Origin of the sequence: Rhodanobacter sp. FW102-FHT14D06 (assembly GCF_043950705.1) — a bacterium.
Classification (GTDB): domain Bacteria; phylum Pseudomonadota; class Gammaproteobacteria; order Xanthomonadales; family Rhodanobacteraceae; genus Rhodanobacter.
On the sequence record NZ_CP170722.1, the window covers coordinates 1095667 to 1111837 of the forward strand.

Annotated in this window: 19 protein-coding genes; 13 read left to right on the forward strand and 6 right to left on the reverse strand. The window is 68.4% G+C overall.

Going from position 1 to position 16171, the window contains the following annotated elements; all coding sequences use genetic code 11:
- Position 1: 1 nt before the first annotated feature.
- The gene (locus ACFCQI_RS05215) at positions 2 to 214 is read right to left on the reverse strand and encodes a helix-turn-helix transcriptional regulator (RefSeq protein WP_395120321.1); all 213 of its coding nucleotides are present in this window, start codon (positions 212 to 214) and stop codon (positions 2 to 4) included.
- Positions 211 to 855, reverse strand: a complete 645-nt coding sequence (locus tag ACFCQI_RS05220; protein WP_395120322.1) for a hypothetical protein — start codon at positions 853 to 855, stop codon at positions 211 to 213. Before ACFCQI_RS05220 ends, ACFCQI_RS05215 begins: the two co-directional genes overlap by 4 nt.
- 151 nt (positions 856 to 1006) lie before the next feature.
- Here ACFCQI_RS05220 and folE point away from each other — a divergent pair, with 151 nt between their 5' ends.
- Together folE and ACFCQI_RS05230 are read left to right on the forward strand one after the other, a co-directional pair.
- Entirely contained in the window at positions 1007 to 1609 is a 603-nt protein-coding gene (folE, locus tag ACFCQI_RS05225) for a GTP cyclohydrolase I FolE (RefSeq protein ID WP_395120323.1), read from the forward strand.
- Between the two features lie 2 nt (positions 1610 to 1611).
- Positions 1612 to 1941 carry an EF-hand domain-containing protein gene (locus ACFCQI_RS05230; RefSeq protein WP_395120324.1) on the forward strand — a complete coding sequence of 110 codons (330 nt, stop codon included), beginning with the start codon at positions 1612 to 1614 and terminating at the stop codon, positions 1939 to 1941.
- On the opposite strand, the gene ACFCQI_RS05235 is transcribed toward ACFCQI_RS05230, so the two are convergent.
- Positions 1938 to 2168, reverse strand: a complete 231-nt coding sequence (locus ACFCQI_RS05235; RefSeq protein ID WP_395120325.1) for a helix-turn-helix transcriptional regulator — start codon at positions 2166 to 2168, stop codon at positions 1938 to 1940. The genes ACFCQI_RS05230 and ACFCQI_RS05235 overlap by 4 nt on opposite strands.
- A 658-nt stretch (positions 2169 to 2826) precedes the next feature.
- Here ACFCQI_RS05235 and ACFCQI_RS05240 point away from each other — a divergent pair.
- From ACFCQI_RS05240 to ACFCQI_RS05255, 4 genes are all read left to right on the forward strand, one after another.
- Entirely contained in the window at positions 2827 to 3351 is a 525-nt protein-coding gene (locus ACFCQI_RS05240) for a fimbrial protein (protein WP_395120326.1), read from the forward strand.
- Positions 3352 to 3446: 95 nt separating this feature from the next.
- Positions 3447 to 4181, forward strand: a complete 735-nt coding sequence (locus ACFCQI_RS05245; RefSeq protein ID WP_395120327.1) for a molecular chaperone — start codon at positions 3447 to 3449, stop codon at positions 4179 to 4181.
- The gene (locus ACFCQI_RS05250; RefSeq protein WP_395120328.1) at positions 4178 to 6940 is read left to right on the forward strand and encodes a fimbria/pilus outer membrane usher protein; all 2763 of its coding nucleotides are present in this window, start codon (positions 4178 to 4180) and stop codon (positions 6938 to 6940) included. Before ACFCQI_RS05245 ends, ACFCQI_RS05250 begins: the two co-directional genes overlap by 4 nt.
- Positions 6937 to 7938, forward strand: a complete 1002-nt coding sequence (locus ACFCQI_RS05255) for a fimbrial protein (RefSeq protein WP_395120329.1) — start codon at positions 6937 to 6939, stop codon at positions 7936 to 7938. The genes ACFCQI_RS05250 and ACFCQI_RS05255 overlap by 4 nt, the downstream gene beginning before the upstream one ends.
- A 40-nt stretch (positions 7939 to 7978) precedes the next feature.
- Here ACFCQI_RS05255 and ACFCQI_RS05260 read toward each other — a convergent pair whose 3' ends face one another.
- Together ACFCQI_RS05260 and ACFCQI_RS05265 are read right to left on the reverse strand one after the other, a co-directional pair.
- Positions 7979 to 8341 (reverse strand): hypothetical protein, encoded by a 363-nt coding sequence (locus ACFCQI_RS05260; protein WP_395120330.1) that lies wholly within the window; start codon positions 8339 to 8341, stop codon positions 7979 to 7981.
- A gap of 223 nt (positions 8342 to 8564) precedes the next feature.
- On the reverse strand, positions 8565 to 9311 hold the full coding sequence (locus tag ACFCQI_RS05265) for a ferredoxin--NADP reductase (protein WP_395120331.1): 747 nt from the start codon (positions 9309 to 9311) through the stop codon (positions 8565 to 8567).
- Positions 9312 to 9402: 91 nt separating this feature from the next.
- Here ACFCQI_RS05265 and ACFCQI_RS05270 point away from each other — a divergent pair, with 91 nt between their 5' ends.
- The 3 genes from ACFCQI_RS05270 (at position 9403) to ACFCQI_RS05280 (ending at position 11970) form a co-directional block, all read left to right on the forward strand.
- Positions 9403 to 10365 carry an ABC transporter ATP-binding protein gene (locus ACFCQI_RS05270; protein ID WP_395120332.1) on the forward strand — a complete coding sequence of 321 codons (963 nt, stop codon included), beginning with the start codon at positions 9403 to 9405 and terminating at the stop codon, positions 10363 to 10365.
- The gene (locus tag ACFCQI_RS05275; RefSeq protein WP_395120333.1) at positions 10362 to 11135 is read left to right on the forward strand and encodes an ABC transporter permease; all 774 of its coding nucleotides are present in this window, start codon (positions 10362 to 10364) and stop codon (positions 11133 to 11135) included. Before ACFCQI_RS05270 ends, ACFCQI_RS05275 begins: the two co-directional genes overlap by 4 nt.
- A gap of 115 nt (positions 11136 to 11250) precedes the next feature.
- Positions 11251 to 11970, forward strand: a complete 720-nt coding sequence (locus ACFCQI_RS05280) for a pseudouridine synthase (RefSeq protein WP_395120334.1) — start codon at positions 11251 to 11253, stop codon at positions 11968 to 11970.
- A 52-nt stretch (positions 11971 to 12022) separates the two neighbouring features.
- Here ACFCQI_RS05280 and tsaD read toward each other — a convergent pair whose 3' ends face one another.
- Positions 12023 to 13084, reverse strand: a complete 1062-nt coding sequence (gene tsaD / locus ACFCQI_RS05285) for a tRNA (adenosine(37)-N6)-threonylcarbamoyltransferase complex transferase subunit TsaD (RefSeq protein ID WP_395120335.1) — start codon at positions 13082 to 13084, stop codon at positions 12023 to 12025.
- Positions 13085 to 13152: 68 nt separating this feature from the next.
- Here tsaD and rpsU point away from each other — a divergent pair, with 68 nt between their 5' ends.
- From rpsU to dnaG, 4 genes are all read left to right on the forward strand, one after another.
- A complete protein-coding gene (gene rpsU, locus ACFCQI_RS05290; RefSeq protein ID WP_007081639.1) occupies positions 13153 to 13368 on the forward strand; it encodes a 30S ribosomal protein S21 in 216 nt (71 codons plus the stop codon).
- 171 nt (positions 13369 to 13539) lie between these two features.
- Positions 13540 to 13986, forward strand: a complete 447-nt coding sequence (locus tag ACFCQI_RS05295) for a GatB/YqeY domain-containing protein (protein WP_395120336.1) — start codon at positions 13540 to 13542, stop codon at positions 13984 to 13986.
- An 83-nt stretch (positions 13987 to 14069) separates the two neighbouring features.
- A complete protein-coding gene (locus ACFCQI_RS05300; protein WP_136257740.1) occupies positions 14070 to 14240 on the forward strand; it encodes a DUF1328 domain-containing protein in 171 nt (56 codons plus the stop codon).
- 98 nt (positions 14241 to 14338) lie between these two features.
- Positions 14339 to 16075, forward strand: a complete 1737-nt coding sequence (dnaG, locus tag ACFCQI_RS05305; RefSeq protein WP_395120337.1) for a DNA primase — start codon at positions 14339 to 14341, stop codon at positions 16073 to 16075.
- Positions 16076 to 16171 lie beyond the last annotated feature (96 nt).

The window sequence follows — 16171 nt, forward strand, 5'->3', positions numbered from 1 at the left end:
CTCAGCGTCGCCAGCGGAACACGTCCTCCACCCCCACGCCGAACGCATGGGCAATACGGAAGGCCAGCTCCAGCGACGGCGCGTATTTGCCGCCTTCCAGCGCGATCACCGTCTGCCGCGTGATGCCGCAGGCATCGGCCAGCGCCTGCTGGGTCATTTCGCCATGCTCGAAGCGCAGCTTGCGGATGCTGTTGTCGATCGGCGTGCCGCTCATGCGCTGCGCCGGTCGTGCCAGTAGGCCATGCCGGTGGCCAGGTATTCCAGCAGGCACGACGCCATCAGGCCGACGATCAGCAGGTTGGCGACCGCCATCGGCCGGGCCCAGGCGAGGCGTTCCAGCGGCGAGAACGCGAACATCACGGCCAGGCCGATCACGAACACCGACAAGCCGACCCGCGCCCAACCGCAGGCGCGCGCCTCGATCTGGCGATCGCGCTCGTCCTGTTCCACCGTGTCGCGCCAGCGATGCCGCAGCAGCTGCATCACCACCAGCCAGCCGACCACCAGCATGCCGATGTGCCGGCCGATCGCCGAGGCCTCCGGCGCCATCGACCCATCCGCAGCCACCATCTGCGAACCGCGCAGGAGGTAGTAGGCGCCGATGGCCGCGGTGAAGACCAGGCCGATCCAGGCCCGCTGCTCGCCCGGCGACACCGGTGCCACCGACTCGTCCCGGGCCGCCATCGCGGCGGATTCCTGGAGTGTGGCCCAGAGCAGGTACCAGACCAGCCAGGCGCCACCAAGCACGGCCAGCCCGCCGGGCCAGCCCAGATCCACGTCGGGCAGCACGAACAGCACGTAGAACGCCGCCACGGACAGCGGAACCAGGACGAAGTAGCGCAGGTTGCGCGACATGGTGTCATCTCCATCGGACGTTGTGTACGTTATACATTACATCATGTCTTGTCAGACTGACAATGGCCTCCCCGCGCGGGAACCCCGGCGACACAGACGTCATCAGGTTGGGAACGTTAAACTGGCAAATCAGCCATCCCGAGGCCCCCGCATGAACGAAGAGCATCATTCCCAGGAAGTCAGTCAGCAGCAGGCCGAGGACGCGGTGCGTATCCTGCTGCGCTGGGCCGGCGACGACCCCACGCGGGAGGGCCTGCTGGACACGCCCAAGCGGGTGACCAAGGCCTACCGGGACTGGTTCTCGGGCTACGAATCGGACCCGGCGGAGTTCCTGCGGCGCACCTTCGAGGAAGTGGCCGGCTACGACCAGATGGTGGTGCTGCGCGACATCCAGTTCGAGAGCCATTGCGAGCACCACCTGGCGCCGATCATCGGCCGCGCCCACGTCGGCTACATGCCGACCAACCGCGTGGTCGGCATCAGCAAGCTGGCCCGCGTGGTCGACGGCTTCGCACGCCGCCTGCAGGTGCAGGAGAAACTCACCGCGCAGATCGCCCATTGCATCCAGGAAACCCTGCAGCCCAGCGGCGTGGCGGTGGTGATCGACGCCAGCCACCAGTGCATGACCACCCGCGGCGTGCACAAGCGCGGCGTGTCGATGGTGACCAGCCAGATGCTGGGCAGCTTCCGCGACGATGTGCGCACGCGCAACGAGTTCCTGCAGTTCATCGGCATCCACGGCAGCGCCCGCTGAACATGCGCCCCTGCTGGTGCGCCGTGCCGCTGCTGTGGCTGGCAGCCCTTGCGCACGCGCAGGATTCGCGCGTCGCCTACCTGGGGTTCTTCGATCGCGACGGCGACGGCAAGGTCAGCGTCGCCGAATACGTCCAGTACATGAGCCGCGGCTTCGCGCAGATGGATGCCAACGGCGACGGCGTGCTGGAAACCGACGAGTTGCCGGGCCGCCGCGGCGAGCCGATTTCGCTCCCGGCATTCCAGGACAACCTGCGCCGCCAGTTCCATCGGCTGGACCGCAACCATGACGGCAGCCTGGATGCGCGCGAGTTGACCGCGCCGCCGCGCTAGGTCGGCCGGCGCCCCCGACCCTGCCCGGCGACATCCACGCCGGGCAGGAAGATCGACTCGATCGGCCGCCCGAACAGGCGCGCAATCCGGAACGCCAGCGGCAGGCCGGGGTCGTACTTGCCGGTCTCGATCGCGTTCACCGTTTGCCGCGACACGGCCAGGCGTTCGGCCAGCTCGGCCTGCGACCATGCCTGTTCGCCGCGCAACTCGCGCAGGCAGTTGTTCATCGGCGGGACTCCGGCATCGATCGGCCTTGCAGCGGGGCGAGCTTGTTGCCCGGCACTTTCCGCGAGAAGACGAAGCGCCTGCCCACGGCGAAGCGGGCCATCGGATCAACAGCGAGAAAAGGCAAAGCGGATGCCGGCGTGACCGGTTTTCCGGCTGTCCGCAGCCGCGGGCACGACGGCGGGAGAGGGATTCGCCGCTGGCGAAGGGGGTTCACGGCGGGCTCCGGACGCGCAGGCAATCTTCCCGCCGCGAAGCTATCGGGCCGGCTGAATGGTGTCAAGCCTACTTGACCAAAGTTAAGCTGTCAGACGAATTGCGGTTGCTCAAGCCTCATATATCAGTACAATTTGTGACGCAGTTGGCACTTCGTGTGACGCAATCTGTAGGGGAACGCCGACAAACGCTGCCAATTTTTTGCCCTACGGCAGAAAAACCACACGGCAGGTCGTGGCGGCGAGGGGGAATCCGGACGATCAGGATGATTGGCATGCCGGTTGCTTTAGCCACCGCAAGCCACGGTAGATCGTGGTCTGCATTTCATCCGGGGGGATGAATTTCGCCAGAACCCGCCGGTTTACCAGATGCCTTGCCGCCAACGGGCTTTACCTCGTGCGGTGATGGCGAAATCCCGAAACCATCCATCCAACGAGGAACACCATGAACAAGACTCTGCTTTCCACCGCACTGGTCGCCGTGATCGCCGCCACCGCCTTCGCGCCGACCGCCCAGGCAGCCAACACCGGCACCATCACCATCTCCGGCAAGGTGCTGTCCGACACCTGCACCGTCGCCGTCAATGGCGGCGCCACCGTGGCGCTGCCCACCGTGATGACCGCCAGCCTGGGCACCGTGGGCGCCACCGCCGGCACCACGCCGTTCACCGTTGCGCTGACCGGCTGCGACACCAACACCACCACCGCCGCGATGAGCTTCAGCGGCAGCAACATCGACGCCGGCACCGGCAACCTGAAGAACACCGTCGTCGGCGGCTCCAACGTGCAGATCCAGTTGCTCAATGGCGCCTCCCTGATCAACGCGTCCAGCGGCGCCAATGCTCCGGTGATCAACGTCACCAGCGGCAGCGGCAGCGTGGCCATGAACGCCCGCTACGTCGCCGCCAGCGCCGCGGCCACCGCCGGCCTGGTCGCCTCGACCGTCAACTTCACCCTGAGCTACCAGTAAGCGCGACATCGGCGCGCCGCAGTCGCCATGGCGGCTGCAGCGCGCCGTTTTTTTGCCAGCCGCCATCACCGCCCCACCATCCCGGGAACCCTCCGATGAAGAACCTGCTCGCCCTTGGCGCCATGCTGATTGCCTTGACGGCCTTCAGTGGCGCGGCCGATGCCAGCGTCGTGATCGGCGGCACCCGCGTGGTGTTCCCGGCCGCCAGTGGCGAAGTCACCGTGCGCCTGAACAACAACGGCCAGCAACCAGCCCTGGTCGAAGCCTGGATCGACGCCGGCAACCCCGATTCCACCCCCGACACCGCGCGCGTGCCGTTCCTGATCACGCCGCCGCTGTTCCGCATGAACGCCGGCAAGGGCCAGAGCCTGCGCATCGTCTACACCGGCCAGCCGCTGCCGACGGATCGCGAGTCGCTGTTCTGGCTGAACGTGCTGGAGATCCCGCCCAAGCCCGGCACCGTCAATGGCGAGACGCAGAACACCTTGCAGTTCGCCGTGCGGTCGCGGCTGAAGCTGTTCTTCCGCCCGGCCGGCCTGGCCGGCAACCCGCTGACCGCCGCCTCGCAGATCACCTGGTCGGTGGCCAGCGACGGCCATGCGCTGGTGGCGCACAACCCGACGCCTTACCACGTCACGTTCAGCAAGGTGTCGCTGAGTGCCGGCAAGGCGGCGTTGGCGACCGACGCGGGCATGGTCGCGCCGCTGTCGACCTTGCGCCTGCCGCTTGCCGAAGGCGCACCGGCCCCTGCCGCCGGCACCGCCGTCGCGTTCACCACGATCAACGACTTCGGCGCCGCCGACGCCAACCAGGGCACGATCACGCCGTGAAGCGCGCACGCGCCCGCGCATCGACGCCCCGCGCGCGCGCAGTCGCCAGCCGTCGGCTGGCGTTGTCGATCCTGCTGGCGCTGGCCACCGCCGCCGGTGCCGCCCACGCTGCCGCGGCCAACGCCGACGCCGGCGCCGCGGCCGACGCGGCGGATGCCAACTTCGACCGCAGCATGCTCGCCGGCGCGGGCCAGAACACCACCGACCTGTCGCGCTTCGAACGCGGCAATTTCGTGCCTGCCGGAAACTACAGCGTCGACATCTACCTCAACGACGCGCCGGTCGGCCGCCGCGACGTGCGCCTGGCCGCGCCCTCGCCCGACGCCAGCGCCACGCCCTGCGTGACCCCGGCGCTGCTGGACACCCTGGGCCTGCACCCGGCCGATCTCTCCGACGCGCTGCTTGCGGAAATGGCCGACCCTGCCGCCTGCGTCGACATCACGCGCGTGATCCCGGGCGCCAGCCTCGGCTTCGACCTCGGCGACCTGCGACTGGACGCCAGCGTGCCGCAGGCGTTCCTGGGCCGCGTGGCGCGCGGTTATGTCGACCCGCAGTACTGGGACGAAGGCGTGACCGCGGGCCTGCTCAACTACAACTTGAACAGCTACCGCACCGGCGCCGGCGGCCTGCACCAGACCTCGACCTACCTGGGCCTGGATGCCGGCATCAACTTGGGCGCCTGGCGGGTCCGCCACGACTCGACGCTGGACTGGCAATCGGGCACCGGCGCGGCCGGCTCCACGCACCACTGGCAGAACATCGCCACCTACGCCCAACGCGACCTGACCGCACTGCGCGCGCAGCTGACCGTGGGCGACTCCTGGACCAGCGGGGAGATCTTCGACAGCTTCGGCCTGCGCGGCGTGCAGATCGCCACCGACGACCGCATGCAACCGCAGTCGCTGCGCGGCTACGCACCCACCGTGCGCGGCGTGGCCGACAGCAACGCCAAGGTGGTGGTGCGCCAGAACGGCATGCTGATCTACCAGACCACGGTCGCGCCCGGCCCGTTCGTGATCGACGACCTCTATGCGACCGGCTACGGCGGCGATCTCGAAGTCAGCGTGACCGAAGCCAGCGGCCGCGTGCACAGCTTCTCGGTGCCCTACGCCTCGGTGCCGCAGCTGCTGCGCCCCGGCGTCAACCGCTTCAGCATCGCGGCGGGGCAGATGCGCGAGCAGACCATCGAGGACGAGCCGAACGTGGTGCAGGCCACCCTGCAGCACGGCTTCACCAACCTGCTCACCGGCTATGCCGGCGTGGTGGGCTCGGAAGGTTACGGCGCCATGCTGCTGGGCAGCGCGCTCAACACCCGCTACGGCGCGTTCGCGATGGACATCACCGGCGCGCGCACGCGCATCCCCGGCCTCGACACCATGTCCGGCCAGAGCGTACGGCTGAGCTACAGCAAGATCATGGCGCCCACCGGCACCTCGCTGTCGGTGGCGGCCTATCGCTATTCCACCAGCGGCTACCTGACTTTGCGCGATGCGGCGCGCGCGCGCGACTACGCGCAACGCGGCCTGCCGGTGTTCGCCAGCGGCCCGGCCCGGCCGATCCTGATCAACGGCGTGCCGGTGGCCGGCCTGCTCACCCCGCAGCAGCAGGCGGCGCTGGCCGGCATCAACTACACCGGCGCGCTGGACACCGTGGGCGTCGATCGCCAGCGCAACAATTTCAGCATCAACCTCAGCCAGCGCCTGGGCGCGACCGGCGGCTCGCTGTACGTCACCGGTTCGGCGCGCGACTACTGGAACCGCGGTGGCACCGACACCCAGTTCCAGGTCGGCTACAACAACTCGGTGGGCCGGCTGAACTACAACGTCTCGGCCAGCCGCGAGCGCAACCTGTTCGGGCGCAGCGAAAACCGCTTCATGCTCAACCTCACGATCCCGCTGGGCAACGGCGCGCATGCGCCGATCCTCACCGGCGCGCTGAGCCGCACCGGCAGCGACGCCACGCAGGAGCAGGCCACCGTCAGCGGCACCGCCGGCAGCAACGACCAGTTCAACTACGGCGTCACCGCTACCCACGACAACGGTCGCGACAGCGGCTCGGTGGGCACCAGCGGCAGCGTCAACGCCGGCTATCGCGGCAGCCACGTGCAGGTCAACGTCGGCGTCGGCGCGGGCAGCGGCTATTCGCAGGCCTCGTTCAACCTGGCCGGCGGCATCGTCGCGCATCCCGGCGGCGTCACCTTCGGCCAGTCGCTGGGCGACACCGTGGGCCTCGTCGAGGCACGGGACGCCGCCGGCGCGCGGGTCATCAACGCCGCGGGCGTGAGGATCGGGCACAACGGCTATGCGCTGATCCCGTACCTCACCCCGTACCAGCTCAACCGCATCGACATCGACCCCACCGGCCTGTCGCTGGACGTGCAGTTGGACAACACCAGCGCACAGATCGCGCCGCGCGCCGGCGCGGTGGTGCTGATCAAGTTCAAGAGCGAAAGCGGCCGCTTCGTGCTGATCCAGACCCGCCTGGCCGACGGCAACACGCTGCCGTTCGGTGCCGAAGTGGATGACGCGCGCGGCACGCTGGTGGGCGTGGTCGGCCAGGCCGGGCAGATCATGGCGCGATTGCCGAACGACAGCGGCTCGCTGCGGGTGAACTGGCAAACGGATGATGGCGCATCGCATTCATGCACCCTCCCCTATGACCTCGCAAAGTCGAACGGCACGGCTGCGGGAATCCGGCGGATCGAGGCCACCTGCGTCGCACCCGACCTTCGAGCAAAGCTTGCAGAGGCCCGCCCATGAGCAACGGTCCCATCACCTCCATCCCGCGGGCATTCCGATTGCCGAACCGGTGGCTCCTGCTGCTGGCTTGCGCCCTGCTGGCGGCAACGCCCGTCGCGCATGCCGGCTGCTCCTTCAGCCGTGGCGACTCAACAGGCACGTATTCCGTTGGCGTCCCGGCGACCATCGTCAACGATCCCGGCATCCCGGTGGGCGCCACGCTCTACACCTCCGGCCTGACCGGAATCAGCCAACCGGTGAGTTTCAAGTGCAACGGCAACCAGAACTACTGGGGCCTGACGAACCGTGCCGGCGCGACTCCCGCTGCCGGGCAATACCTGTTCCCGATCGGCACCACCGGCATCAGCTTCCGGATCACCCAGACTTCGGGCAGCTACCCCGGACTCATCGGCCCCTGGCCGTTCCAGAGCCTGGACGGCAGCTCCACCTGGACTGAAGCGGACCCCGTCACGGTCGAGCTGGTGAAGACCGGCAATATCGCCGACGGCACGGTGGTGTCCGGCGCACTCGCCGACTTTCAGGCCGGCACCGTCAGCAACAACATTGTCGACGCATCCATCGTGCTGGCCGGATCGCTGACTTTCGTGGCCCCGGCCTGCAGCGTGCCGTCAAGCCTGACCGTGCCGCTGCCGACGGTCACCATCAGCGCTCTCGCCGGCGGGACCGGCGTGACCACGGGTGACAAGCCTTTCGCGATCCCGCTGACCTGCTCGGCAAACGCCAAGCTGGCGATCACGCTGGACTCGACCAACCCGGTCAACCGACCCAACGGCGTGTTGTCGAACAGCGGGACGGCAACGGGAGTCGGTATCCAGATCGTCTGGAACGGCGCGCCGGGAACCAGCGGCAATCCGGTCGCGCTGGGCACGGCCGTCACCTTCAACGCGGCCAGTGGTGCGTCGCAGATCCCGCTGGTCGCACGCTACTACCGGACCACGGGAGCGCTTGCATCGGGGTCGGTCACGGCGACAGCCACCTATACGTTGACCTACCCCTGAAGGACGCGCGACAACGCCGGATGGCGGGCCCGACCCCTCCTCACTCGTAGGTGTGCACGACAAGCTTCGCGGCGGTTGCGCCATGCTGGTTGCGGGTGAAATAGGTCAGCAGGCGATCGCCGGCGACACGCGTCGCATCCAGATCCAGCACCACGCGCGAATACGGCCGCCCGGGATCGGTCGCGGTCTGGCCGCAGGCGAGTCGCAGCGGCGCGCGGGCGTCTACGGCCGGGGCGGCGATGCTGGCGGCAAGGTAGTGGGCCGGCACGGTACAGGTCGGTTCGACCACCGCGCCGGAAAACGAGATGCGCCCACTGGCGGCCTTGGCCACCGAGAAGGCGCCCAGCAGAGCCAGCGCCATCCATGCGCCTCCGACCACGTTGCTGCTCCACGAACTCCTCATGCCCTGCACCTCTTGCGCAAACCCGCCTGTGACGGGGCGACTCAAGTGGCTTTTCGGCAGCGCTTGTGCGGGCTTTAGCGGCGGAGCCGGCGCGCATCGCAAACTGTGATGTGCGTCACGTTTCAGCCGGGCAAGAACGCCATGCCGCTTCCATGTCCGCCTGCATACCGCCCCGCGCGTGATGCGCGCGTGGAAGAGGCGTGAACCGGGAAGGTCGGCGACGTCAGCGGGAGGAGATGTACTTCTCGCGGCGGATCTGTTTCACCGGCAGGCCGAACTCCTGCAGGGCGGCGTAGGCGGCATCGACCATGTTGGGGTTGCCGCAGAGGTAGGCGATGTCGCGTTCGGCGCTGGGCCCGAGTTCGGCCAGCACGTGCTGCACGTGGCCGGCGCGATCGCCGGGGCGCGGCACGGCGCGGGCCTCGCGGCTGAGGCAGCCGTGGAACAGGAAGCCGGGGTGGCGCTGCGCGAACGCCTCGAACTCCTCGCCGTAGAGCAGTTCGGTTTCGTTGCGGGCGCCGTACAGCAGCACCACTTCGCGATTGCCGCCCGCCAGCAGTTTCTCGATCTGCGGCAGCATCGCGCGGTACGGGGTGACCCCGGTGCCGGTGGCCAGCAGCAGGTAGCGCGGGTGGGTGTCGGCCTCCTGCAGGCAGAAGCGGCCGTATGGGCCACTGGCGTCGATCACGCCGCCGACCGGCAGCTCGCCGAGCAGCTTCGTCGCGGCGCCGCCTTCGACGTAGCTCACCGCGATCTCGATGTGCGGCACGGGCGAGGAGCCGTCGCCCACGCTGCCCACCGAATAACTGCGCTTGGTCGGCGTGCCGTCGTCGTAGTGGAAATGCACCTGCAGGAACTGGCCCGGCTGGAACGCCAGCGGTTGCCCGTCGACACGCTCGAACACCAGGTGGCGCACCGTCGGTGCGAGCATGCGGGCGTCGACGAGACGGAGCTGGAAGGATTCGGCCATGGTTTTCCCGAAACAGTGTGTGCGTCGGGCGGGCCCGGACGGTGATGGTCAGCCCCGTATAATAAGCGGCTTGTCCCCCTTGGCGCAGCCCATGTCCTTCACCCAAAACGATTCGCCCCCCGCGCTGGTCGTCGACAACCTGCGCAAGGTCTACCGCAACGGCGTGGAAGCGCTCAAGGGCGTCAGCCTCACCGTGCAGCAGGGCGACTTTTTCGCCCTGCTCGGCCCCAATGGCGCGGGCAAGTCGACCCTGATCGGCATCCTCTCCTCGCTGGTCAACGCCAGCAGCGGCGATGCATTGGTGTTCGGCCGCTCGGTCATGCGCGAGCGCAGTGCGGCGATGCAGCTGATCGGGCTGGTGCCGCAGGAGATCAACTTCAACCAGTTCGAGAAGCCGTTCGACATCTGCGTCAACGAGGCTGGCTTCTACGGTATCCCGCGCAAGCCCGCCGCCGAACGCGCCGAGAAATACCTGAAGGAACTGCGCCTGTGGGACAAGGCGTTCCACCAGGCGCGCGAGATGTCCGGCGGCATGAAGCGCCGCCTGATGATCGCCCGCGCGATGATGAACGAGCCCAAGCTGCTGATCCTGGACGAGCCCACCGCCGGCGTGGACATCGAGATCCGCCGTTCGATGTGGCACTTCGTCAGCGCCATCAACGCGGCCGGCACCACGGTGATCCTGACCACGCATTACCTGGAGGAAGCCGAGTCGCTGTGCCGCAACATCGCGATCATCGACCACGGCACCATCATCGAGAACACCAGCATGAAGCGCCTGCTGGCGACGCTGGACGTGGAAACCTTCGTGCTCGACCTGGCCGAACCGCCGGGCGAGCTGCCGACCGTGGCCGGCATCGCTCTGCGCCGCATCGACGAGCGCACCCTGGAGGCCGAGATGGCCCGCAAGCAGGATCTCAACACGCTGTTCAGCGCACTCACCCACCACGGCATCACGGTGCATTCGATGCGCACCAAGACCAATCGGCTGGAGGAACTGTTCGTGCGGCTGGTCGAACAAGGCCGCACCCCGGAGCGGGAGAAGGCGGCATGAGCAGTTCCACCAACCTGGTCGCGCTGTACACCGTCGCGCGGCGCGAAATCGTGCGCATCCTGCGCATCTGGACCCAGACGCTGATCCCGCCCGTCATCACGATGACGCTGTACTTCATCATCTTCGGCAAGCTGATCGGCAGCCGCATCGGCACGGTCGACGGCTTCCCGTACATGCAATACATCGTGCCCGGCCTGGTGATGATGTCGATTATCAACAACAGCTACATGAACATCTCCAGCTCGTTCTACGGCGCCAAGTTCCAACGCTCGGTGGAGGAGATGCTGGTGGCCCCGATGGCCAACTGGGCGATCCTCTGCGGTTACGTGATCGGCGCGGTCGCACGCGCCCTGGTGGTCGGCGCGCTGGTGCTGGTGGTCGCGCTGTTCTTCACGTCGCTGCACGTGGCGCACCCACTGACCGCGCTGGCCGCGGTGCTGCTGGGTGCGGTGATCTTCGCGCTGGCCGGGTTCATCAACGCGGTGTTCGCCAGCAAGTTCGACGACATCGCCCTGGTGCCCACCTTCGTGATCACGCCGCTGACCTACCTGGGCGGCGTGTTCTACTCGATCAACATGCTGGGCGAGCCGTGGCGCGCCATTTCCCACGCCAATCCGATCCTGTACATGGTCAACGCGTTCCGCTACGGCGTGCTCGGCATCAGCGACGTGTCGGTGGGCTGGGCCTTCGCGGTGATGCTGGGGTTCATCGCGGGGCTGTCGATCGCGGCGCTGCAACTGCTCAGGCGCGGCGTGGGGCTGAGATCGTAGAGCGAGGAGTGAGTGACGAGGAGTGAGGAGTGAGAGAAAGCCACCCCTCGCCTCGCCCTCCCCTTCCGCACCAGAAGCCTCTCATTTCTCACTCCTCGTCACCCACTCCTGCCTTATGCGCGTGAACAAGTACATCAGCGAAGCCGGGCTGTGTTCGCGCCGCGAAGCCGACGAGTGGCTGCTGGCCGGGCGCGTGAGCATCAACGGCGAGGTGGTCGGCACTGGCGCCAAGGCGCTGGACGGCGACGAGGTGCGCGTGGATGGCGAGATCGTCCGGGCGCGCGTGCTGGCCGCCACGCCGGCGGCGAAGAAGGCGGTCTACATCGCGCTGAACAAGCCGGTCGGCATCACCTGCACCACCGACCAGAGCGTGGCCGGCAACATCGTGGATTTCGTCGACCACCCGCAGCGGATCTTCCCGATCGGCCGGCTGGACAAGGATTCCGAAGGGTTGATCCTGCTCACCAGCAATGGCGACATCGTCAACGAGATCCTGCGCGCGGAAAACCACCACGAGAAGGAATACCTGGTCGGCGTGAACAAGGCGGTCACCGACGAGTTCATCGCCGGCATGAGCAAGGGCGTGCGCATCCACGGCCAGCTGACCCAGCGCTGCCGCGTGCGCCGGATCGCGAAGTTCGGCTTCGCCATCGTGCTGACCCAGGGCCTGAACCGGCAGATCCGCCTGATGGCGGCGGCGTTCGGCTATCGCGTGACCCAATTGCGCCGCGTGCGCATCGACAACGTGAAGCTGGCCCACCTGAAACCCGGCCAGTGGCGCAACCTCACCGACGCGGAGCTGAAGGGCTTGCTGCCCGGGCGCACGCAATGGTGAGCGCGTAGTCGCGGCGCGTCCTCAGGGCGGACACTGCCCGCCCTGCGGCAACTCAGGCCGCCGGCAGCGTCTGCAGATCCCAGCGCGGACGCACCTGCACGGTGGCGTCCTGATGCTGGCCGCCGGCCAGGCGGATCGCGCCGGCCAGGGCGATCATCGCGCCGTTGTCGGTGCAGAACGCCAGCCGCGGGAAATACACCCGGAACCCGTCGTGTTCGCCGGCCGCGGCCAGCTCCGCGCGCAGCCGGCGGTTGGCACCGACACCGCCGGCAATCACCAGCCGCTGCGCGCCGCAGGCCTGCAAGGCGCGGCGGCACTTGATGATCAGCGTCTCCACGATCGCCTCCTCGAAGGCGCGGGCCACGTCGGCGCGGGTCTGCTCGCTCTGGTCCGATTTCTGCCAGGCCAGCAGCACCTGGGTCTTCAGGCCGGAGAAGCTGAAATCCAGCCCGGGCCGGTCGGTCATCGGCCGCGAGAAGCGGAACACCCCCGGCCGGCCCTGTTCGGCCAGTTTCGCCAGCGCCGGTCCGCCCGGGTAGGGCAGGCCCATCAGCTTGGCGGTCTTGTCGAAGGCCTCGCCGGCGGCGTCGTCCAGGGTGTCGCCCAGGATGGTGTACTGGCCGATCGCCTTGACCTCGACCAGCAGCGAATGGCCGCCGGACACCAGCAAGGCCACGAACGGCGGCTGCGGCGGGTCCTGCTCCAGCAGCGGGGCCAGCAGGTGGCCTTCCATGTGGTGGACGGCGACGGCCGGCACGTCCAGCGCCCAGGCCAGCGCGCGGCCCACCGAGGCCCCCACCAGCAGCGCGCCGACCAGGCCGGGACCGGCCGTGTAGGCCACCCCGCCGAGATCGCGCACGCCCAGCCCGGCCTGCGCCAGCGCCTCGCGGATCAGCGGCAGCAGCTTGCGCACGTGGTCGCGGCTGGCCAGCTCGGGCACCACGCCGCCGTAATCGGCGTGCAACTTGATCTGGCTGTACAGGGTATGGGCCAGCAGGCCCGCCCCCGGGGCATCCGGCTGCCAGCGCAGGATGGCTACGCCGGTCTCGTCGCAGGAGCTCTCGATGCCCAGCACCGGCCGGTGGGCCGGCTTTGAAAATTCTTTGTTATCCACGGTATAATTCGCGGCTCACCACTTTCCACTGTCCCGCACAGGCGGGCAGATTACCACCTGGAGTTTCCATGCCCAACGTAAAAGTTCGCGAGAACGAGCCGTTCGAGATCGCACTGCGTCGTTTCAAGCGTACCTGCGAGAAGGCCGGCGTGCTGGCCGAGACGCGCAAGCGCGAGTTCTACGAAAAGCCGACCCAGGAGCGCAAGCGCAAGCGCGCTGCCGCCGTCAAGCGCCACCTGCGTCGCCTCTCGCGCGACGTTTCGCGCAAGGTCCGCCTGTACTGAGCGCCCTCCCCGCCGCGCGTCGGCGGGTCGAGCGGCAACAGTCATGCGGCAGGCGCGGGTTCTCGCTGCCGCCGCAAGCATCCGGATAGGCCATGGCCGGCGTTGTTCCCAGGGACAACGCCGGCTTTGCCGTTTCCGACGAATCGGAATTCCACCCAACGAGGCATCGCCATGACGCTCAAGCAGCAGCTCACCGAGGACATGAAGACCGCCATGCGCGGCGGCGACAAGCCGCGGCTGGGCGTGATCCGGCTGATGCTCGCGGCGATCAAGCAGCGCGAGGTGGATGAGCGCATCGAGCTGGACGATGGCCAGGTGCTCGCCGTACTGGAAAAGATGATGAAGCAGCGCAAGGACTCGGTCAGCCAGTACGTCGCTGCCCAGCGCGAAGACCTGGCCGAGGTGGAGCGCGCCGAGATGGCCGTCATCGAAACCTACCTGCCCGCCAAGCTGGGCGAAGCCGAGATCGACGCGCTGATCGCCGCCGCGATCGCCGACACCGGCGCCAGCTCGCCGCGGGACATGGGCAAGGTGGTGGCCGCGGTGAAGGACAAGGCCGCCGGCCGCGCCGACATGGGCGTGGTCTCCGCACGCATCAAGGCCCGCCTGGCCGGCTGACGCGCCGCCCGGTCGGCGATGCGCGGCCTTCACGCCGCTCCCGCTACAACCTCCGGAAACCCCATCGCCTTCCGGAGGACCGCATGCTGAAGTGGGCCATCATCTTCGCCATCATTTCGCTGATCACCGGCTGGCTCGGCTTCGGCGGCGTATCCGGCGCCACCGCGACCATCGCCAAGGTGCTGTTCGCGTGCTTCGTGATCCTGTTCCTGCTGGCCGTGCTGGCCCTGGTCGGCGTGATCAGCCTGTTCTAGCCGGCCCGACCACGCGCCGGCGCCAGGTCGCCTCGCGGTAGGCCACCGGTCGGCGCCAGCGCGCCTCTCCGGCGGCGACCGACTAGACTAGGCGGTCTATGCGCGGCCTGATCCCCGACAGCTTCATCGATGAACTGCTCGCCCGCGTCGACATCGTCGACGTGATCGAGCGGCGCGTGCCGTTGAAGAAGGCCGGCCGCGAGTGGACCGCCTGCTGCCCGTTCCACAACGAGCGCACGCCGTCGTTCTACGTCAGCCCGGCCAAGCAGTTCTTCCACTGCTTCGGCTGCGGCGTGCACGGCAGCGCGATCAAGTTCCTGATGGACTACGACCGGCTGGAGTTCCCCGACGCGGTGGAGGAACTGGCGCAGTCCGTGGGCCTCACCGTACCGCGCGAAGGCGGCCGCGACGAGCGCCCGCGCGAGGACAAGACCGATCTCTACGCCCTGCTCGACGCCAGCGCCAGCTGGTACCAGCAGCAGCTGCCGGGCAGCGTCGAGGCGAAGGCGTATTGCACGAAGCGTGGCCTGGACGCCGATACCATCGCGCGCTTCCGCCTCGGCTGGGCGCCGGCCGGCTACGACGGAGTGAGCAAGGCGCTGGGCAGCAGCCCGCGCCGCATGGAACTGCTCGAGGAGGCCGGCATGGTTTCCACCGGCGAACGCGGCAGCAAGTACGACCGCTTCCGCGAACGGCTGATGTTCCCGATCCTCGACCGGCGCGGGCGCGTGATCGCCTTCGGCGGGAGGGTGCTCAGCTCGGAGCAATCCCCCAAGTACCTCAATTCGCCGGAGACCACGCTGTTCCACAAGGGCCGCGAGCTGTTCGCGCTGTGGCAGGTGAAGCAGGCCAACACGAACCTGACCCGCATCGTGGTGGTCGAGGGCTACATGGACGTGATCGCGCTGCACCAGGCCGGCCTGCCGATCGCGGTGGCCACGCTGGGCACGGCGACCACGCCCGAGCACACCGAATTGCTGTTCCGCGCCGCGCCCGACGTGGTGTTCTGCTTCGATGGCGACCGCGCCGGCCGCGCCGCGGCGTGGAAGGCGCTGGAATCCGCGCTGCCGCGGCTGCGCGACGGCCGCCAGGCCTATTTCCTGTTCCTGCCCGACGGCGAGGACCCCGATTCGCTGGTGCGCAAGGAAGGCAAGGCCGGCTTCGAACGGCGCATCAAGGAAGCGATGCCGCTGTCGGACTATTTCTTCAACGAGCTGTCGCGCGATGTCGACATGGCCAGCCTCGACGGGCGCGCGCGGCTCGCCGAGCGCGCGCGGCCGCTGATCGCGAAGCTGCCTGACGGCGCCTTCCGCGACCTGATGGCGCAGGAGCTCGAAAAACGCAGCGGCGCCCGCGCGATGCTGCAGGCCGACCCCGCCGCCCATCGCGCGGTGCAGCGTCCGATGGCGGTGCAGCGCAGCCTGGTGCGCAGCGCCATCTCGCTGCTGCTGACCCAGCCGGGGATGGCCGACCGGGTGGAGAAACCCTATCGCTTCCTGCGCCTGGACAAGCCCGGCGTGGAGCTCCTGGCCGAACTGCTCGACCTGGCGCGCGCGCGTCCCGGCATCAACCCGGCGATGCTGGTGGAGCATTTCGCCGAGCGGCCGGAATATCCCTCGCTGCAGAAACTGATGGCCGCCACTGTGGTGGGCGAGGCCGAGGCGCAGGCCGCGGAGTTCTTCGATGCCCTGCGACGGATGGAGGAAGAAGCCGTCCGCCAGCGCCGCGACGCGCTCACTGCCAAGAGCCGCGAGGGCGCGCTGGACAGCGCGGAGAAGGCCGAGCTGCGCGAACTGCTGGCCGCCCGCGTGGCCCCGCCGACGGCACCGGCATGAACGCCGCCGCGCTGCCGGAGGCCGCACGCGCCGTGCGGCATGCTGTCCCGGCGCGCCGCAAGGGCGCCGCGGCTGTGGGATCATGCACGGCCGCGA